Here is a 19,517-nt window from a genome sequence, read left to right as displayed (position 1 = left end):
TCCTGTGGCTCCTCAATCTCCGGCTCCTGTGGCTCCTCAATCTCCGGCTCCTGTTGCGCCACCTGTAGCTCCTCAATCGCCAGCACCTATACAACCATTACCAGTAGCCCAGAGCCCAGCACCATTACCAGAACAAATTATTCCTAGTGAGCCACAGGTTAAAAATGAGCAAATAAAGCCTCAACCTCAGACTGAACAAGCATTTTTTCAAGAACCAAAACTTGCACCACAACCAGAGAATCCAATATCTGGACAAGTGAAGCCAATGACCGTTCCTCAAGAACCACTATATAAAGCACATCAAGAACCATCACCTACACAAGTGATTCAGAATCCTGCTTTTAAGCAATTTGAAACATTAGAACCACATATTTCTCAAGAGCAATCAACAGCTCGTATTGACCCTAAAGCAGAAGTACCTATAGTGCCGCAAGAACAATATAAGCAATTTGATCATCTTGATAATCAAAATAATTCTGGTTCAGTATCGCCAAATCCTGCTGTTTTCCATAACGAAAACTCTGCATCGATACCATCAGTGGCACAACCTGTAACGCCTTATGTAGTAACACAAGAACCTGTTATTCATCCAGAGGAGACATTTCAACAACAAGCTGATGAAGCTCAGTCAAAGGCCCCGGAACCTTCTCAACCAGTTGATCAAATACCTAGTGGAAATGTGTTCGATCTTTTCAAGATTGATGATGACACTGCTGCACAAGATAATAGTGAAGACCCATTTAGTCCAGCTCATCAATAACAACTCAGATTAATTCTTATAGATCTAACTTTAATCACTACTATATTTGTATGCGATCTTGGGTAACACTTTCATTGGCAATACTAATGCTACTTATTTTTGGGGCAGGCTTAGCTAAATTCTTTTTCCATCTTTAAAGCAATATTCTCATTCGACATTATTAATAAAATATTGTGTGTAAGATCTACTAACTTACAAGTGTTATTGTTCTAGATCATGTAATTTTGCAACTACATCTACCAACTCTTGTGATGCAGTTTTAAACGATGCCGCTTCAGCAACTGGTGGTGTAGCAAGGGGCGCAGTTGTTTGTGATGCTGGCGGAGTTATTGATTGTGCACTACCTACAGATTTCTTCCCAGTACTATTTGCAGCAGTCAAAGTAGTTGTTGGTGGTGTCGGCGCAGGTGGTGGAGATGCTTGTACAGGCATAAACTGCATAAAAACTTGGGATACATAAATTGTCCCATTTTGTGAAATCACACCAATGCCAATATCTGTGAATCGTGAATCAACAAGATTCTGATAATGTCGAGGTGATGCAACAAGAGCATTATGTATTGATAAAACATCTGGACCCATACCAACATTTTCGCCAAGGCTCTGCCAGTTTTGTGTAACACCGTCAGTTAAAGTTGAGTGAAATATCGTTCCGGCATCTGCTTGAGTCTGACTCCAATTCCTAGCTTTTGAAAGCAGTTCAGAATTAATTTTCAGTGGTCCTATTCCAAGTGAAGCTCTAAGTGCATTTGTTTTATTTAAGAAATCTTGCTCTGCTACTGTATTAATATTACCAAATTTAAGACCAGATTTTACTGCAACTATATTATGTTTATTCACCGTGTTTGTTGACGCAAAGGCAGATGAAGGCATCTGTGTAAAGCATGTCGATGCAATGATTATTCCGCTAAGGAATATCTTCTTATTTTGGCCACAAAACTCTTTAAGCATAATGTACTATTCGACCTATTCCGTATGATACTTGAGCTTTTCGACATATATATTTTTTATTCGATGTAGTTAAAAGTACATGACGAATCACGCGAATTAGATATTTATTGAATAATCAATCATTTAGCCCAGATATGTAGATAAAAGTAATAAGATGTTAATAATATATGAATTTAGTTGAACTTTTTTTGAACGAATCGAAAAATACTGCCCTAGTTGACGGTAAAGATCGATATACATATGAGAAATTGACACACCAGTCAAAAAATATGGCTGGAGCATTATTATCTGCAAACCTCGTTAAAGAAAATGATCATGTTGTATTGATTGCTAATAATTCAGCGGAATTTATGATTTCGTATTTAGCAATATTGTGTATAGGTGCAATCTGTATACCAATGGACCCCCACGCAACAGACGCTGAACGTGCTCGAGATATTGGATTAGTAAAACCGAATCTAATCATTTGTGCTTCTGAAAACTATGTTTCGCCAAAGACCTCTGAAAAAATACCTTTGATTGAGTTTAATTCAGTTAGATGGAGAGAATTTCTTAAACACTCTCCAATTGAAGTTGTAGTAAAAAATGATGATGATATTGCTGTAATGTTAATGTCATCACCACCAAATTCACCACCTCGTCCAGCTATGCTAACTCACGGATCCTTAAGATCGAATTTAGATCAAGCTAATAAAAACGAATTAATAAATGTAACATCTAAGGATATAGTTTTAGCCGTTCTCCCTATGTATCATATTTTTGGGTTACATGTCGTTGCAGGCTTAGCTTTAAAAGCAGGAGCAACTTTGATAATTGCAAGAACTTTTGATGCTATAGAATTAAGTTCGCTAATTTCTCATAATAAAGTTACAATCCTACCTGCAGTACCAGCATTATTTGATGTCTTTGTTAATACAAGAGCAGTAACAATTGATTCAATGATAAAAGTAAGGTTATTTATAAGCGGAGGTTCGATTCTTGATTCTTCAACAAGAACAGCTTTCAAAAATAAATTTGGTGCTGATATCGGGGAAGGTTATGGATTAACAGAGGCAAGCCCGATGATTAGTTTTCAAATGGCGCCAAAATGTGAAGGCGATATAGGTCAAGTATTAGAAGGTATTGAAATTGATATAAGAGATTCAACTGGCAATAAAGCACCTGATAATGATGTAGGTCAGATTGTTGTAAGAGGGACAAATATTTTTAAAGGATACTATTCAGATAGTAATTCAACTGCAAAAGTCTTAGATTCAAACGGCTGGTTATTTACTGGAGATATCGGAATGCGTGATGAAGAAGGATCGATAATATTATTGGAACGCTCAAGTGACGTAATAGTTGTAGATGGTTTTTCTGTACTTCCTAGCGAAGTTGAAGAAGTATTAAATAAATCTGAGTTAGTAAATGCTTCGATTGTGGTTGGGGATAATAGTGATGTCACTGGTGAATGCGTTATTGCCTATATTGAACTAGTTAGTGATAGCGCTAAAAATCGAAGCATAGAGATGGATGTGAATAAAATTCGAGAGGATAGAAAATCTGAGATACAGATACGCGAATTCTGTAAAAGTCAACTTGCTAGGTATAAAATTCCTTCTAAAATAATTTTTACACAAAACATTTCAGCGACTTCAAGAAGGAAACCTTTACGTAAGTCGCTAAGAGGTGCATTAATGAATTTGGATTACGATTCAACTTTGTAGATATAGTTAAATCACTTAAAGCTATCTTTAAAATATACTCTAATTTTTGGCTCTATTCGAAATTTAAATACTCCTTTCATTAGCCTATAGATCATGAATACTGCAATCGATCAACGTCCAGACTTGCACGGTTTGCCAGTAGTTTTATTGTTGGCTGATCGAAAAGTAGTTGTGGTTGGAGCAGGTAATATTGCTACAAGAAAAATTGAAGGACTTCTGAATTCTGGTGCTAAAAATATTACTGTTATTGCTCCGATAGTCAGTGAAGAAGTATTCGAATGGGAAAAAAAGAACTTATTAAAAGTTCATGTTCGTGAATTTATAGAATCCGATTTAGACAATGCTTATTACGTTACTACTGCGACTGAAAAATCAGAAGTTAATTCCAAAGTTTTTGAAGTTTGTGAATCTAAAAATATTTTTTGTAACTCTGCTGATGATCCTAATAACTGTTCAACAATTTTAATGGCGACAGTTCGACAAGGAGATATTACAGTTGCAATTTCAAGTGCAGGAAAATCGCCAGCATTAGCTAAATGGTTAAGACAACACGTACAAGGTGAAATGGGCCCAGAGTACCAAGATTTAATGAAAATCCTGAGTGAAGAAAGAGAACTTTTGCGTAGTAATGGTTTTTCTAGTGAGGATATAGACTGGAGTGAAATGTTTGCTACAGGCGTTGTTGAATTGATTAAAGAAGGAAAATCTGAAGAAGTTCGACAAGTTGTTCGTAGCGTAATTTCAAAAGTTACAGAGGCGAAAAGCGAATGACGAAACCTATTCGCATTGCCTCGCGACGTTCTCAATTGGCGCTTTGGCAGGCTAACACAGTTGGCAAAATGTTAAATCGTGAATATGAAATTATAGAAATTTCTACATCAGGTGATGATAAAAAGGATACTCCTATTTTTGAATTAGGGGGTGTTGGCGTATTTGCAAAAGAGATACAAAATGCTGTACTTAATAATTCTGCAGATATAGCTGTTCACAGTGCCAAAGATCTTATGACTCTTACCCCATCTGGCTTAAAGTTAAGTTCGATTCCCTTACGTGGAGATGTCCGAGATATTTTAATTGGATCTACTTTCAATGATTTACCTTATGGCGCCAAAATCGGTACAGGTGCACAGCGTAGAAGAGCGCAACTTTCAATTTTAAGACCAGATTTACAATTTGGTGAACTTAGGGGAAATATTGAAAAGAGGATTTCAAAAGCCAAAGATTTTGATGCCATTGTTCTGGCCAATGTCGCATTGCAAAGGTTAAGTATAGAACCTGGCATTAGTGAAATATTCGATATTGATGTCATGCTCCCTCAAGTTGGTCAAGGTGCTTTAGCAATTGAAGTTCGTAATGATGATAATTATGCGATTGATATTACAAATGAAATAAATGATTATGATTCCTACAGATGCGTAATGGCTGAAAGAAGTTTTTTAAGAGTATTGGGTGGTGGTTGCTCTATTCCATGTGCGGCATATTGCATTCCAATGGATTCAAATACATTATGGTTGCGTGCAATGCTTTCAGATTATAACGGCCGACAATCAATTTTTGTTGAATCCACTGGTGGAGATCCAGAGCAATTAGGTATTAATGTTGCACGTGAATTATTAGATAATCGTGGCGGCGCTGAGTTAATGGAATTGGTTGTATAAATGACTGTATATTTAGTTGGATCTGGTCCTGGGGATCCTGGACTGTTAACACTTCGAGCTTTTGAATTATTAAAAAATTGTGATGCATTGGTTTATGATCGTCTAGCTGATAAACGAATTGTAAATTTTGCAAATCCTAATGCTTTGAAAATATCAGCAGGTAAAGGTCCAGGAAATGTTGATTTAACCCAGGATGAAACAAATAATAAACTTGTGGAGCTAAGTGCTAGTTATGAAAATATTGTACGTCTTAAAGGTGGCGATCCATTCGTATTTGGGCGTGGTGGCGAAGAAGCGCAAATATTGATTGATAACAATATTGATTTTGAAATCGTACCAGGTATTTCCTCTTCTATTGCTGGTCCAGCTTATGCCGGAATTCCAGTAACTCATAGAGGGGTCTCAACAAATTTTACAGTCGTAACAGGTCATGAAGATCCAACAAAAAATGAAGAGCAAGTTCGTTGGAAAGAACTTGCATCAATAGATGGAACAATTGTTGTTTTAATGGGAATAGCAAATAGAGCTTTTATTGCCAATGCATTAATTGATGGAGGTAAAGCTGAAGATACCCCAGTAGCAATAGTGCGAAATGCAACTAGGCCAAATCAAGAAACCATACGGTGTGTCCTTTCACAATTAGGGACAGTAGATGCAAAATCTCCGAGTGTGATGGTCATTGGAGATGTTGCCGGCTTAGATTTTTCTTGGTTTGAAAACAAACCTCTGTTTGGTAAAAATATCGCAATAACGCGTGCTCGCGAGCAAAATTCTAAACTAGCGCAACAATTACAGATTCTAGGTGCAAACATTATTGAAGCACCAGTAATATCTATAGAACATTTAACTTTTGATTTTCCATCGTTAAATGATATTAACTATGTCATCTTTACCTCAACCAATGGTGTGCATCACACTATGAGCGCACTTTTTAAAAATGTAAAAGACGTTCGGTATTTTGCAAATACCAAAATATGTGCTGTTGGTAAATCAACATCGAATGCTCTAAAAGAATATGGGATCATCGCTGATATTGTTCCAGGAAATTTTAATGGTGAAGAGTTAGCAGCACTGTTTCCAAATATAGAAAATAAAGAGAATATAATTTGTTTTCGTGCTGAATCAGTAAGAGATACTATTGAAGTCGAATTGAAAAATAAGGGCTATGGTTTTTCGAATATATCTGTTTATAGAAATATTTCGGAGCCACCGGATTCGGAGATGAAGAGACAGATAGAAAATGCTGATATTATAACTTTCACAAGTTCATCAACTGTCACTAATGCCATAAAATTGTTCGGCAAAAATCAAATCAAAAAAATACCAATATTAATTTCGATAGGTCCTATAACTACAAACACTTTGAAAGAAAATGATTTATCGCCTACTATCGAGGCTGCTATTTCAGACATTGATGGTGTTGTAAAAGCTATTTTAGAAAGTGTGTCTAATGGCTGATTATATAGGTCAATATTTTGATGAAGATCCAAATGTTGAATCTAAGCCTGTATCGTTTGAAAAAAATATTTGTGGAATAAATTTTGAATTTAAATCAGATAGAGGAGTTTTTTCAAGAGGCTCGCTAGATAAAGCCACTGAAGTTTTGTTAAAAGAATTTAATGATAATTATATAGGAAATCCAAATTCTATTGCTGATGTAGGCTGTGGTTATGGTCCTATAATTATTTTTTTGGCGAAAAAATATATAGATGCTCAACTATTAGGTATTGAACCAAATTTACGAGCGCAAACTTTATGTGATTTTAATTATAAGAAAAATGTTGATGATTCACGACTAAGCATTATTGTGCCAAGTGAGTTAGAACAAAAATCAAAATTTGATTTAATTATCTCTAATCCGCCTATAAGGATAGGTAAGAAAGCCTTATATGATCTATTGAAGATATGGTCAAATAGATTGACTAGCGATGGTCAGATGTGGATTGTTATGGCCAAGCATTTAGGTGCCGATTCATGCGTTAGATTTTTAGAATCACAATGCGGGCTAGATGTAACAAGAGTAGCTTCAAAAAAAGGCTTCCGTATCTTAAAGTGCATTCCAAGCGTGTAGGGCCTGTCCTTACAAGCCTAGTTATCCAAAGAATTTATAGAATTATCAATTTGAGTTTATCAATCAGTCGGGTGATTTTGCTTAATCCATATTGGAACGCGTAACCTATTTATATGCCTTACCCTACCCATCGACCTAGAAGACTTAGAAAAACGCCAGCATTAAGAAAAATGCTTGCAGAAACTACATTAAATCCTCAAGATTTGATTTCACCACTTTTTGTTAAAGAAGGTATTAGCGATGCGCAAGAAATAAAATCGATGCCTGGCATATACCAAAATACACTTGAGTCATTACGCAAAGAAGTTAACGAAACAATAAATGCCGGAGTTAACTCTGTAATACTATTTGGGATTCCAGCACATAAAGATGAAATAGGTTCTAGTGGAGATAGTTCAAATGGAATAGTTCAACAAGCAGTGAAAATGCTAAAAGATGAACACGGGGATGAACTTGTTGTTATAACTGATGATTGTATGGATGAATTTACTTCGCATGGCCACTGTGGAGTGATTCAGTCAGACGGAACAGTTGACAACGATGCAACACTTATTCGATATGCATCTATTGCAGTATCTCAAGCAGATGCAGGTGCAGATATAATTGCACCTAGTGGCATGATGGATGGACAAGTTGGTGCTATTCGCAGCGCACTTGACGAAAATGGTTATAAAGATATTCCTATCATGGCTTATTCGGCTAAATATGCGTCAGCTGAATACGGTCCTTTTCGAGACGCTGGTGAATGCGCGCCAAGTTTTGGTGATAGGCGTAGTTATCAGATGCAATATCCAAATATTAGAGAGGCACTGTTAGAAGTCGAACTAGATATAATAGAAGGTGCAGATATTGTTATGGTCAAACCTGCACTGTCTTATTTAGATGTTATAAAAACTATTCGCGATAATTTCTCCCAACCTATTGCTGCATATCACGTCAGTGGAGAATACGCGATGCTAAAAGCTGCTGCCCAAAATGGATGGATAGATGGCGATATGGTTGCCTTAGAACATTTGACTTCAATAAAGCGTGCAGGTGCTGATTTAATCCTCACCTACTTAGCTAAAGAAGTAGCATCAAGGCTTTCTTAGATAAATTATTTTGAATTTTGTACACCCCAAATTACGTAATACCATATTGTGTCAATTGGGCTTACATAATATTTACTTTTTTCTTTAATAGTTACAAATCCGAAATCAGGCAAATCCTTTAAGTCTTTTTTAGAATAACAATTTTTGTCGTCTATATTATCGCTATTTTTTACATATGTGTAATCTGGTTTTGTATACGATTCAGAGCCCTTACTATCGTATATTTCAATTCCAGAAGAATCTTTCCAAGGGTAATTCTCTTGCTCATCTGCCTCATAATCTCCTGATGGGCTAACAACCTTATTTCCTTGCGCATCAAAAATAATGTTTCCCTCTGAATCTTTCCAGGGCAATGGGCGATATGTCCCGAAATATAAAGAATCTGAATCTGGATAGATACGTCCATTTTTACTAACTATAGGATATGTAGCGTTATAAATATCGAAAGTATCTTGATATACAATACCTTCTGCATCAGTATATGGTGCATCATCATCATCATAAGTTCTCATCGAATTATCATCTAAAATTACTTCCTCGAAATTTTTTATCTCACCAGAATATGCATAACATCTTCCATCCCATGAAGCCTTAACATTGGTAGCATAAGGAAAGTATATATAATCTGATTCTTCACCTTTTTTAACGTCAATATTATATTTTAGCTTAACTTTGACATTATCAATTTTATTAAACTCACGTTCTTTACCATTTGGTTCTGCAGTAGTTTTTAAGTCTGTTATTGTGACTGCATCCTCTGCAATTTTTAGGTATTGATTGTCTTTATTATCTTTTTGAAGTTTTAGTAATGTTTTTTTATAATCATATCCAATTGAAAATCGGTCTGGTGCTGTTGCATTTATCATTTCACTTGGATTATAACCAACGATAGCATCTAGAAAATTCTTAACTGCTGTATTCGAATCCGGTGCACCATTTCCTACTCGGTCTTTTTCATCAAAGCTTGGCGCATCTATATCTTCGCCAATAGATTTAAAATACATTCTCACGTATTCAGTTGCCGTATATAAACTAGAAACATACCATTGGTCCCCGCGCTTGACAGCAATATAAAAAATATGTTTTGATTCTAATTTATTAATTTCAAAATCTTCGTTAAAGTCTTTTAAAGTTTCTATATAATCTTTATTTGACTTTTCGATATTTATAGTCTCCGATTTAATCGAAGCAGAAGAACCTTTTGGCAATTTAGACTTATCAACCTTAGTAACTATTTCTCCGTTAATAAGTTCAACTCTTGCAACAGTATCGGAATATTTATATGTTTGTGTTTTCATATTTGAAAACTTTATACTATAAGCCTCAAGAGGATTTTTCGCATTCTTAATTGACCCAGATTTTTCAGCTTCCTTTGTGAAGAGTGAAAGATTTTCTATAAAAGGTTCAATTTCGTTAGGATCGCCAGCAGATAAAACAGCGGTTAGATCTTTATCAGCGAATGCATTTGATACATTTGTTAGAACACCTTCTGGAGTATCTGCGCCACTAGATGAACCTGTAAGTGTATTATATGCAAACACGCTTACACCTGTTAATACGGCTACACCGAAAATAGCGATAAGAATAAGTATTAATTTTTTATAATTCTTTCGGGGATTTGTATTAGAAGTATTTGCAGCAAATTCCGGCACACTTGGATACGTGTTATCTATTTCATCATTCATAATCAATCTTTCATATATTAATTTGTGTTATTTAAATAATACTTGTGTTGCTATATTGGGTCTGATGTATTATATCCTATTTCTTCGTAGGCTATCTTTGAAAATATAGAACCAATAAATATTATTAATGAAGATACAAACGCTAAATATATGCCAGGCGATTCATTAATTTCTGGCAGTCCATATGGTGATATTGGCATTAGTAATGCCCCAGTGAGTACCAATGAATAGAATCCTCCAATAAATGCGATTATTCGTGATGATTTACGAAATATAAGTGTCATCAATATGAGACATGCAAATATTGGAATGGCAAAATAGGCAATGCCGATGATTTGAAGAAATTTCAAACTCTCGTATCTACTCCAAGTTCCAATAAATTTCCCTAATTCAAATAAGTTGTATTCTTTCCCAAGAATTGAAACCCAGCTAAAAAAGCTACTCAATAAAATTCCTACTGAACCTACTGCTAGTACAGTGTGTCGAAAATGTTTATTCGGTTTAAATCTCAAGAATATTAGATTAGTTCAAATTTTGTACCCGTCCTCGTTGCTTTTAAAGTATTTTTGGGTAACGCTATAATCTAAAAATGAGAAATTAAAACTAAGATACAATATACCTATGAAACTTTCATCAGATTTAGATATGCTTCACTTAAAAGAAGCATTAGAAGCATCTTGGAATGTCGATACATCTTATGAGCAAGTATCAGTGCTTGGTAACCCTGCACTGGGTCAATGCTATCCAACTTCTCGAGTAGTTCAATCTTTCTTCCCCGAAACTGAGATAGTACAAGGACAAGTTTGGAATACAGAGAAAATCGAGATACATTTTTGGAATGTCTTAAATGTTGGAGGTAAACTTTTACATATAGATTTAACTTGGCAACAGTTTCCGCTAGGTTCGTCTGTTCGAACTTATGAAATACGAGATCGGGGAACACTTAATGATAGCCGGAAAACAATTGATCGTTTTGAACTCTTAAATATGCGAGTTAGAAAGTTTCTTGCGTTATAGAGTTTTATGTGATAATGACTAATCACTTAATTTCGTAGTCTTTTCTGGCAACGATACTTTTTAATACACCGTATGCATGCTCAGCAAATGCTTTATCGTCTTCTCTCATAATATTTGCCATTATGCGTAAAGTTGCTTCCATCAATGGTTTTGAGTGCATTCCTGCTCTTACTAGTTCACGCATAACCCTAGGGTTCCCAATATACTTAACAAATAATCTCGCAAATTTGTAATACTGGCCAAATTTCAAGGTTAAATCGTTACTATATTGTATTAGTTCAGATGGATCATCATTTTTTAATGCTTGAATCACAGCTTGAGCAGCCATTTCGCCTGTTTCATAACCGTATGCAATACCTTCACCATTGAAAGGATTAACAAGTCCCGCACTATCGCCTGCAATTACCCAATTGGGTCCTACTTTTGGTCCATTTGATCCACCAGTAGGCAGTTTTCCGCCTGTTGGATCACCGCACGATGTCTCTGGGGATATTTCCCAATATGATGGTGCAATTTTACAGAATTGTTCGTATAAATTAGTTGTATTAATTTTTTTATACCCTTTAAATGTAGATAATAGCCCAACTCCAACATTGATAGTCCCATCACCTACAGGGAATACCCATCCGTATCCGGGCATAAAGTCACCATTATCATCAACTAGGTCTAAATGGCTCTCTATCCAGGGGTCATCATGCATACTGGATTTAAAATAGCCGCGTATAGCCATTCCCATTGGGTAGGTTTTATCCCTTATTAATCCGAGATATCGCCCAAATCTAGGTGTTGAGCCTTCGCAAACAACAACATATTTAGTAGCGAGAGAAAGGATCTCACCTGATTTATCCTTTATGTGTACATTGATTATTTTGCCAGATGTGGGGTCTATGTCGGGTTCTAATGCCTCAAAACCCATAAACATCTTAGCGCCTTGCTTTATTGCTTGGTTACAAACCAATTCATCAAGATTCTTTCTTCTAGCAATATAGCCATAGTCAGGTAAAACGTTGTGTTTTGGCCATTTCATTTCTAATGTTCTTCCGAAAGCTATTGTTCTCAAACCATCAAATTTATGAAATTTAGCCAACTCTTCGCTTAAACCCATATTTTGTAATTGATATACAGCTCTAGGTGTTAAACCATCACCACAGGTCTTTTCTCTGGGGAAAGTTTTCTTTTCAACCAACGCTACTTTATAGCCACTTAAAGCAAGCCAATAAGCAGAGGCTGACCCACTTGGCCCAGCACCTACAACTACTACATCAAAATTATTTTCATTCAACATATTCACACATAAACTTCAGATTAATTAAATAGATGACATAATTTTAATCTAATAGCCTACAAAATCAGTTATAGAAGTATTTAATAAATTATAGAAAAAATATTCAAAAAATGGCCATTAGTTTCTGATAGCTGGTGCGGTTTCGTCTACAATTTCTATGCACACTTTTGTAGAAATACAAATGTTATATACGACTAAACACTATGGTTTTAGTTTCGCTTTGGTGATCCTAAAATCCGCGAAAGGAAAACTGGTGCCAAATTTATTACCCCAGTCGATTTTCTCATTCCATCTAGCATGGGCACCACACGCGGGACGATTGCTATGGGGACTATTTTTATTGACTATAGCTCTAGTGTGGACAATGTTATTAATGAAGCGACCAGCAATAAAATATAAGAATAGATTTGCAGGACCAGTAATTATTTTTCTTGGTGTTGGTGGTGGTACAACTTTAGTAGTGACAGGAAAATACGTATTCGATGATACTTTCTCAGCTTTAGGTCAAGTGACAATGGGTTGGATGACTATATATATGTCTTTAATTTTTGGTAGCTGGGCAACAATAATGGCAATTCACGCAAAGCAAATAACCTTGCCTTTGTCGAAGTCAAAATTAATAATGAGCGCTTTTATTGTGATGGCTATTTTTTATGTAATAGGTGCAAAAGTTGACATGTTAACAATACCTTTCGTTTGGTTGAACATTTTTATTTTTATTGCGTTAATCACGCTCATAATTTTGTCTACACCAAAACGAGAAAAAGATGGTACATGGGCAGAAACAATAATCGGAGCATTTGCAGTCTTTGGAATGATGACATTGCTTTATGCTGTTATTCCTCATGAATGGATTAACTATGCAACTTCTTATTTGAATTTTACCAAAGATGTAAAAATTTCTGCAGGTGGAGAATTTGTTTTAAAAACTTGGTTGGGTGGAGAATTCTGGAGTGATAAAACAAGACTTATCCCATTTGAAGTAAACATGGTTCAACTCCAAGATCAAGCAACAATTTTAATTTATGTTATTGGTGCAGTAATAAATGTGAAATTATTTGTTGCATGGCAAAACCGTAACACTCCATATGTTACAAAAACAGATGAACTCGAACAAGACCAAGAAGCACCAACAAAAACTTCTCGTTTTGGCCGACCAGTTAGAAAAGTTAAAAAAACAAAAACAACAAACGTAGCGTCGTAGTAAAATAACCTAGGAAATAAGAGAAGGATAATAGTCATGGCAAAGAACGATGCAAACCCAGCAATGCCTGAGTTTGTACAAGACTATGTTGTTACAGAAGTTGATCCTTCCTATCTTCTTAAATCTGTTAAACCAAAACAATTTTTACATATTGACCAAAGTGAATGCATTATGTGTGAAGGTTGTGTAGATATTTGTCCATGGAAATGTATACACATGGTTAGTGTTAAATCGATTACAGATTCAAGTGGAACAGATCTACCAAGCGAAGATCCACAAGCAACTGTTGCATTCATAGTTGATGAAGATATATGTACTCGATGTGCACTATGTGTTGATCGTTGTCCTACTGGTGTTATTACTCTAGGTAAAGTAAATGAAAACACTAAAGATGGTGACCCGCATATAAGAACCGACCGTAATGGATATGCATACGGGGTTAGGTTCTAATGAAAATAATTAAATTTGAAATTAATAATATAGGAGATGTAAGTGGCACCTACTAAAGAGTCAAAGAGTCCAATAGCAGTTTTAAAACGTGTTGGTACTCGCATGCATGATAGTCAGGCTATGAATTCAATATTCAGACCTGGTTCAGTATTTCGTAAAGGTTATAGCGACTCACCGCGTAACCGCTCATATGTGATTATGAATAATGTCCTGTATCATTTGCATCCAGTAAAAGTAAAACGACATGCTGTTAAAGTTTCATATACTCTTTGTTTAGGTGGATTGAGTTTTTTCCTATTTATGGTTCTAACTGTTACAGGTGTTTTCTTAATGTTCTTTTACCGTCCAACTGCTGAACAAGCCTGGGCGGATATTCAAACTTTAGAAACAGCAGTATATTTTGGTTCGTTTGTAAGAAATATGCATCGTTGGGCAGCTCACCTTATGGTACTTTCTGTATTCTTACACATGGCGCGAGTTTTTTATCACGGAGCATATAAAGCGCCCCGTGAATTTAACTGGGTTATCGGTATTATATTATTAACTTTAACTTTGCTATTAAGTTTTACAGGATACTTACTTCCATGGGATCAACTTGCACTATGGGCTGTAACTGTGGGTACTAATATGATGGGTTATTCCCCGGTTCTTAGAGAAAACGTTCAATTCGTTTTGTTAGGAGGTAATGTCATTTCTGGCGATACCTTGCTGAGGTGGTATGTATTACATGTGTTCTTGCTGCCATTTGTGATTGTCATATTTATGGCCGTTCACTTCTGGCGTGTACGAAAAGATGGCGGAATTTCTGGACCACTCTAGGTTTTAAGATTAGGAATTGTAGGAGACATTAATGGGTGAAATACCAGAGCATTTATTAAAAAGAGCAGCCGAACGTAAAGCTGCATTGGCAGCTGCTGCGGGGGGTGACGCCGACGCAGGTGATGCCTCATCGGCTACGAAGCCAGACTCTGGCGCGTCTGACCCAGTTGCAAGCACAGATAATTCATCATCAGCGCCTGCCGCGACTACAGTTGAAGAACCAGAGGTTGTACTTACTGGTGCTGCTGCAAAAATTCCTGCAGCTTTATTAGCTCGTTCAAAAAATCGTCGTGCAGTATTAAGCGGCGACGCACCAGCACCCGGAGCCGGTGGTGGGGTTGGCGTTGCAACAAAGATTTCTGATCCTAGTGATTCTGGACCTGATGGTCATACTCATCGATTATTGACTGTTGTTAAATCTGGTTCAATCCAACAAGTTAAAGGTGAAGCTCAAGATAAAGTTCATACATGGCCACATTTAGTTTCAGTTGAACTTGGTGCAATGTTAATTTCTACTGCTGCATTATCTTTGTTCGCAATGTTTGTGCGCGCACCACTCTTAGGTCTTGCGGACTTTAACCAAACACCTAACCCATCAAAGGCACCATGGTACTTTTTGGGTTTACAAGAATTGTTAACAATGTTCCACCCTATGGTCGCTGGTGTAACCGTACCAGGTGTGGCGCTAGCACTTTTGGCAATAACACCATACTTTGATAAAAACCCGAATACCGATCCAGAAAAAAGAAAATTTGCCATAACTATGATGACAATATTTTTAGTATTCTGGGGAACTTTGGTTATTATCGGTTCGTTCTTTAGAGGTCAAGGTTTTAACTTTGTCTTCCCAATGCACTCAGGAGTTTATTTCGAACTCTAGAAATAGATAAGAAATTAATTAGAAAGAAATTTAAAGGAAATTATGGATCAAGGCACAATGATTGTTTTAGTAATCGGAGCTGTATTAATAATTGGTGTTGGTAGCGTTGTCTTACTTGGTAGACATGCTGCGCAATCTGACCAAACACAAAATGCTGTAAGTACTAAATCAGGGAGAAGCTCAGAGGCTGAAACAGTAGAAGACGGTGTTACAAAAACAAAAACTGAGACATATGAGCCAATAAGCGAAGAAGAAATTGGAGTATCAAGAAGAAAATTTCTAAATAGATCAATCTATGCTTTATTAGGATTAGGTTTTGGATTGCCATATATAACTTCTATGTTGTCATTCTTAATCCCAACTGGTAAAGGTGGTTTCGGTGGTCTAATAGGAGTGACAAAAGGCATATCTGAAATTCTTTCAACAATTGAAACTGAAAAGAAACCATATTACATTCCAGAAGCACGTGCATATATAGTTCCATTTCCAAAAGATAATGCTGTTGCTGTAGAGGCTGCCAATAAAGTTGCTGAATATACTAAAGACAAATCAATATTTGATGCAATGACAGAAACTGGTATTGTTGCCTTGTACCAAAGGTGTCCACATTTAGGATGCCGTGTTCCTTGGTGTGGTTCATCACAATGGTTCGAATGTCCTTGTCATGGTTCAAAGTTTAATCGTGTAGGCGAAAAAGTTGGTGGTCCGGCACCTAGAGGAATGGACCGTTTCCCAGTTGTTGTTGCTGGCGATAAATTAACTATAAATACTAATTTGAGTTCAATTGTTTCTGGTCCGCCTATTGGCACAGATACAACTAAGCAAGGAGCTGAGGGTCCATTATGCGTATAGATAATATATATATTGCTGGAAATGTCATTAGAGACAGATTTCAAAATCCTACATCCATTAAATCTTTTGTTTTATTCGGATCAATAATTGCATTATTTGTGACAGTGGCATTGATTATTAATGTCGCAAAATCAAAACGTGGTGAAAAAAAGGCACAAAATACAACTAAGTTTTATGACGATGACGTATTAGAAACAAAGAAACTTGAACGTACTTTAAGTGTCGCATTAATAGCTGTAGCTGTTTTGGCTGTATCTATTACTGGATATTACCTATGGGAACCTAATCGACAAGCAAAAATGACACAGAGTTTTAATGAGCGTAGTCTGCGTAGAGGGCAAACCCTATATGCAAATGAGGCAATGAAGGGTTATTCAAACGTTGAATCTTTGGGTTGTGCGAATTGCCATGGTGGATATAATGAAGAAACTGGTCGTTACGCTGAAGGTGGAGCTGCACCTTTCACAATTAAATCTTTGAAAGATCCAGCAACTGATGAAGCTTGTGCTGGTGACGAAAAATTTAGAAATCCAGATTGTATAACAACAACTGTTACATGGAAAGCACCTTCTTTAAATGTAGCAATGTATAGATTTCCAATCCGTAAAGCAGATCCGACAAACCCATTCCTATCTTCATGTCGCTTAAGTGAACAAAAAACGACAGCCGATTGTCGATCACAAGTGTATGATATTTTGGTTTATGGACGCCCAGGAACTCCTATGCCTGCATGGGGTGTTGCCGGTGGAGGTCCTAAAAACGAACAAGCGATTGATGACCTTGTGAATTTTGTTGCTTCAATTCAGCTACCACCAGATCAAGCTGCTCAACCACTTCGTAGTGCGGAAGTTATTAAGCAAAATAAGGTAATCGCAGAAGCAAAAGCAACTTTAAAAGCTGCGGAGTCTGATGCTATTGGTAATGGTTACCCAGTAGATAAAGTGCCATTAAATCCTGCAGTAATAACAGCACAGCAAGGTGTAGATGCAGAAAAGGCAAAATTAAAAGCAATTCAGGCTAAAGATGAGACTGCTTATATTAGGGAAGAAGCTTTAAGCGAAGCTCAAACAAACTATGATACAGCTCTTTATCAAATGCAGGAAACAGGTGACGGTGCAACTTTGACGGCTAGTGAAGCGCTTGTAAAGGCTAATGGTGAATTCGAGGCTGCAAAAAAAATCTATGATACAACGGATGGATTGAAACAAACGCCAAATCCAGAGGAATATCTAGACAAGATTGATAAAGATCAAGTTATTATTAAATTGGAAGCTCAAGTTGAAGCAGCAAAAGAAAAAAATGATGAAAAAGCAAGCAGGGTTTTTGATACTAAATTAGTTAAAGCAAATGAGTTGAAAAACCTTGCATTGAATTTTGTTGAAACTCGTGATGCATTAGCAAGAGCAAAAGCTACTAAAGAGATTTTCGCTCCTGCATCATTTGAAAATTCTAAATTAAGGCTAGAGCAAGTCAAGAGTGAAAATGATGGCCAATTATTATTTGAAGCTAACTGCGCTAGATGTCATACAAAAGGCTGGTCATTCTTTAATCCTTCTGATTCTAGAATTGCATTACCATCTGCGCAGGGTACTGGTGCTATGGGGCCAAACCTAGCTGGAGGTTCGGTAGTAAATCAGTTCTTAAGTGAAACAGATCAGAAACTATTCATAGGCTCAGGTTCTATATATCAAGTTGTTTACGGCGCTAGAGGAATTGGGTCTGGCCGAATGCCGGGATACAATACTGCTCCTGGTGCATTATTAAATGAAGATGAAATAGCAATGATTGTTGATTATGAGCGCAATGGGTTGGTCTCTCAGAGTGGAAACTCATTGGGTGTTGTACCCTTAGGTTCTGGTATCTCTAAGAATAATTCAATTCCTGGCGGTAGCAATTCAGATAAGAACAATACAAATGCCGGTTCCCAAAGTAATTCAAAAATTAAAACTGGTACAAATTCAAATGAAGGTGCTGGCACCTTGGATAAAACAGGAAAATAATCATGATATTTCTAGCAAATGAAGTCTTAGAAAAAACAATCTTATACCCACTAAGCATTGGTTGGCTGGTGGTTATAGCTGGAGTGGGTATGTTCTTCGGTTCTACCTATTTGTTATTGGCTACGAACGTTGGATCACGTTTAGGTTTCCTAATCGTTGGTTCTGTTGTAACTGCTTTTCTTTGTGTGTTGTCGTTACTTTGGATGACAACTGCTACACCATTAAATGTTTTTAAAGGTCGAGTGGAAGAATGGAAGCCGCTATCTATTAACAATACTGCAAAAAGTTCTAAAACTATAGCAGTCCAAGATATTGAAAATTCGGGAACAAAAATAACTGGTGCTGAATATGCAAATATTAAAGCTGCAGCAGACACAATCTTAGCTCCAGCTTTAGAAGGTACTGAAAAACCTGAATCCATCGCTGCTGATCTTCCATCTAAACCGATTGTTGTTACAGATATTTATCGTATTGGTGGTTCGACAGCTAATCCACTCCACTTAGAATTTAAGCACAAGCCACTATATGCTGTTGCTATATATTGTCCACTTGATGAAATAAAAAGTAAAACAGCTTTTAGAAATACATGTGAGACTCCGCTCGACGGAAAAACTAACACAAAGGTATTGGTTTTAGAAAAGGACCTTGGTTCACTCAGGCAACCACCTACTTTTTTGTTTCTCGGTTCATTTATTTTGTGCATAATATTTCTTTTGAATCTTCACTGGAGGGAACAAGATACTAAACCAGAAGAAGTTGTGAATGGTGATATTAAAGAGGACGAAGAAAAAGAAAAGGTAGATGCATAAGATGAAGAAAATATCTTTAAAAATTAATAAATCTATTATTCGATTATCTTGTTTTTCAGTAATTGCAATTATTTTAAATGCGTGTACTACAGAACGTGGTGGAGTTGCTATTGATGCGTCCGGCGAAAAAGGTGGAGGAACACAACCGGGCGGTGGAGGCCTGGGATTCGTAATCTTGTTCTTGGTAGTTACTGTTATAATTCTTGGGATATTTGCTATGGATAGAATCAAAAGATCGAAGGAATCGAAAAAAAGTAATAATGAAAACGATGAATAGGA

At 36.4% G+C, this 19,517-nt stretch carries 20 protein-coding genes; 16 read left to right on the top strand and 4 right to left on the bottom strand.

Annotation, left to right across the window (positions count from 1 at the left end):
- Nucleotides 1–760 (top strand): hypothetical protein (locus KBF89_01910; protein MBP9115083.1); only part of this gene is annotated, 760 nt, incomplete at its 5' end.
- 201 nt (nucleotides 761–961) lie between these two features.
- Here the strand turns inward: KBF89_01910 and KBF89_01905 are convergent.
- Nucleotides 962–1,711: a CAP domain-containing protein gene (locus tag KBF89_01905; GenBank protein ID MBP9115082.1), complete on the bottom strand. Its 750-nt coding sequence runs from the start codon at nucleotides 1,709–1,711 to the stop codon at nucleotides 962–964.
- A 167-nt stretch (nucleotides 1,712–1,878) separates the two neighbouring features.
- Here KBF89_01905 and KBF89_01900 point away from each other — a divergent pair, with 167 nt between their 5' ends.
- The 6 genes from KBF89_01900 to hemB all read left to right on the top strand — a co-directional run bounded on the left by KBF89_01900 (nucleotide 1,879) and on the right by hemB (nucleotide 8,237).
- Nucleotides 1,879–3,417 (top strand): AMP-binding protein, encoded by a 1,539-nt coding sequence (locus KBF89_01900; protein MBP9115081.1) that lies wholly within the window; start codon nucleotides 1,879–1,881, stop codon nucleotides 3,415–3,417.
- Nucleotides 3,418–3,510: 93 nt separating this feature from the next.
- A complete protein-coding gene (locus tag KBF89_01895) occupies nucleotides 3,511–4,188 on the top strand; it encodes a bifunctional precorrin-2 dehydrogenase/sirohydrochlorin ferrochelatase (GenBank protein MBP9115080.1) in 678 nt (225 codons plus the stop codon).
- Nucleotides 4,185–5,075 (top strand): hydroxymethylbilane synthase, encoded by an 891-nt coding sequence (gene hemC / locus KBF89_01890; GenBank protein MBP9115079.1) that lies wholly within the window; start codon nucleotides 4,185–4,187, stop codon nucleotides 5,073–5,075. Before KBF89_01895 ends, hemC begins: the two co-directional genes overlap by 4 nt.
- Nucleotides 5,076–6,533, top strand: a complete 1,458-nt coding sequence (cobA, locus tag KBF89_01885) for a uroporphyrinogen-III C-methyltransferase (protein ID MBP9115078.1) — start codon at nucleotides 5,076–5,078, stop codon at nucleotides 6,531–6,533.
- Complete coding sequence (locus KBF89_01880; protein ID MBP9115077.1) at nucleotides 6,526–7,146, top strand: methyltransferase; 621 nt, start codon at nucleotides 6,526–6,528, stop codon at nucleotides 7,144–7,146. The genes cobA and KBF89_01880 overlap by 8 nt, the downstream gene beginning before the upstream one ends.
- A gap of 107 nt (nucleotides 7,147–7,253) precedes the next feature.
- A complete protein-coding gene (hemB, locus tag KBF89_01875; GenBank protein ID MBP9115076.1) occupies nucleotides 7,254–8,237 on the top strand; it encodes a porphobilinogen synthase in 984 nt (327 codons plus the stop codon).
- 5 nt (nucleotides 8,238–8,242) lie between these two features.
- Here hemB and KBF89_01870 read toward each other — a convergent pair whose 3' ends face one another.
- Nucleotides 8,243–9,922 carry a hypothetical protein gene (locus KBF89_01870; protein MBP9115075.1) on the bottom strand — a complete coding sequence of 560 codons (1,680 nt, stop codon included), beginning with the start codon at nucleotides 9,920–9,922 and terminating at the stop codon, nucleotides 8,243–8,245.
- 50 nt (nucleotides 9,923–9,972) lie between these two features.
- Nucleotides 9,973–10,368, bottom strand: coding sequence for a hypothetical protein (locus KBF89_01865; protein MBP9115074.1), 396 nt, complete (start codon nucleotides 10,366–10,368; stop codon nucleotides 9,973–9,975).
- A 175-nt stretch (nucleotides 10,369–10,543) separates the two neighbouring features.
- Here KBF89_01865 and KBF89_01860 point away from each other — a divergent pair, with 175 nt between their 5' ends.
- Nucleotides 10,544–10,939 (top strand): hypothetical protein, encoded by a 396-nt coding sequence (locus KBF89_01860; GenBank protein ID MBP9115073.1) that lies wholly within the window; start codon nucleotides 10,544–10,546, stop codon nucleotides 10,937–10,939.
- Nucleotides 10,940–10,961: 22 nt separating this feature from the next.
- On the opposite strand, the gene KBF89_01855 is transcribed toward KBF89_01860, so the two are convergent.
- The gene (locus tag KBF89_01855; GenBank protein ID MBP9115072.1) at nucleotides 10,962–12,230 is read right to left on the bottom strand and encodes a geranylgeranyl reductase family protein; all 1,269 of its coding nucleotides are present in this window, start codon (nucleotides 12,228–12,230) and stop codon (nucleotides 10,962–10,964) included.
- Between the two features lie 247 nt (nucleotides 12,231–12,477).
- Between KBF89_01855 and KBF89_01850 the strand changes: the two genes are divergently transcribed.
- The 8 genes from KBF89_01850 to KBF89_01815 all read left to right on the top strand — a co-directional run bounded on the left by KBF89_01850 (nucleotide 12,478) and on the right by KBF89_01815 (nucleotide 19,515).
- Nucleotides 12,478–13,428: a hypothetical protein gene (locus KBF89_01850; protein MBP9115071.1), complete on the top strand. Its 951-nt coding sequence runs from the start codon at nucleotides 12,478–12,480 to the stop codon at nucleotides 13,426–13,428.
- 36 nt (nucleotides 13,429–13,464) lie between these two features.
- On the top strand, nucleotides 13,465–13,878 hold the full coding sequence (locus tag KBF89_01845; protein MBP9115070.1) for a 4Fe-4S binding protein: 414 nt from the start codon (nucleotides 13,465–13,467) through the stop codon (nucleotides 13,876–13,878).
- A 102-nt stretch (nucleotides 13,879–13,980) separates the two neighbouring features.
- Nucleotides 13,981–14,697 carry a cytochrome b N-terminal domain-containing protein gene (locus KBF89_01840; protein MBP9115069.1) on the top strand — a complete coding sequence of 239 codons (717 nt, stop codon included), beginning with the start codon at nucleotides 13,981–13,983 and terminating at the stop codon, nucleotides 14,695–14,697.
- A 31-nt stretch (nucleotides 14,698–14,728) separates the two neighbouring features.
- Nucleotides 14,729–15,577: a menaquinol-cytochrome c reductase cytochrome b subunit gene (locus KBF89_01835; protein MBP9115068.1), complete on the top strand. Its 849-nt coding sequence runs from the start codon at nucleotides 14,729–14,731 to the stop codon at nucleotides 15,575–15,577.
- A gap of 42 nt (nucleotides 15,578–15,619) precedes the next feature.
- Nucleotides 15,620–16,429 carry a Rieske 2Fe-2S domain-containing protein gene (locus KBF89_01830; GenBank protein ID MBP9115067.1) on the top strand — a complete coding sequence of 270 codons (810 nt, stop codon included), beginning with the start codon at nucleotides 15,620–15,622 and terminating at the stop codon, nucleotides 16,427–16,429.
- Nucleotides 16,420–18,429: a hypothetical protein gene (locus KBF89_01825; GenBank protein ID MBP9115066.1), complete on the top strand. Its 2,010-nt coding sequence runs from the start codon at nucleotides 16,420–16,422 to the stop codon at nucleotides 18,427–18,429. The genes KBF89_01830 and KBF89_01825 overlap by 10 nt, the downstream gene beginning before the upstream one ends.
- 2 nt (nucleotides 18,430–18,431) lie before the next feature.
- Nucleotides 18,432–19,238, top strand: a complete 807-nt coding sequence (locus KBF89_01820; GenBank protein ID MBP9115065.1) for a hypothetical protein — start codon at nucleotides 18,432–18,434, stop codon at nucleotides 19,236–19,238.
- A 1-nt stretch (nucleotide 19,239) separates the two neighbouring features.
- Nucleotides 19,240–19,515 carry a hypothetical protein gene (locus tag KBF89_01815; GenBank protein ID MBP9115064.1) on the top strand — a complete coding sequence of 92 codons (276 nt, stop codon included), beginning with the start codon at nucleotides 19,240–19,242 and terminating at the stop codon, nucleotides 19,513–19,515.
- Nucleotides 19,516–19,517 lie beyond the last annotated feature (2 nt).

Source organism: Acidimicrobiia bacterium (genome assembly GCA_018057765.1).
Classification (GTDB): domain Bacteria; phylum Actinomycetota; class Acidimicrobiia; order IMCC26256; family JAGPDB01; genus JAGPDB01.
Note: the sequence above shows the minus strand (reverse complement) of the source record. Positions and strands in the feature narration are given on the sequence as shown.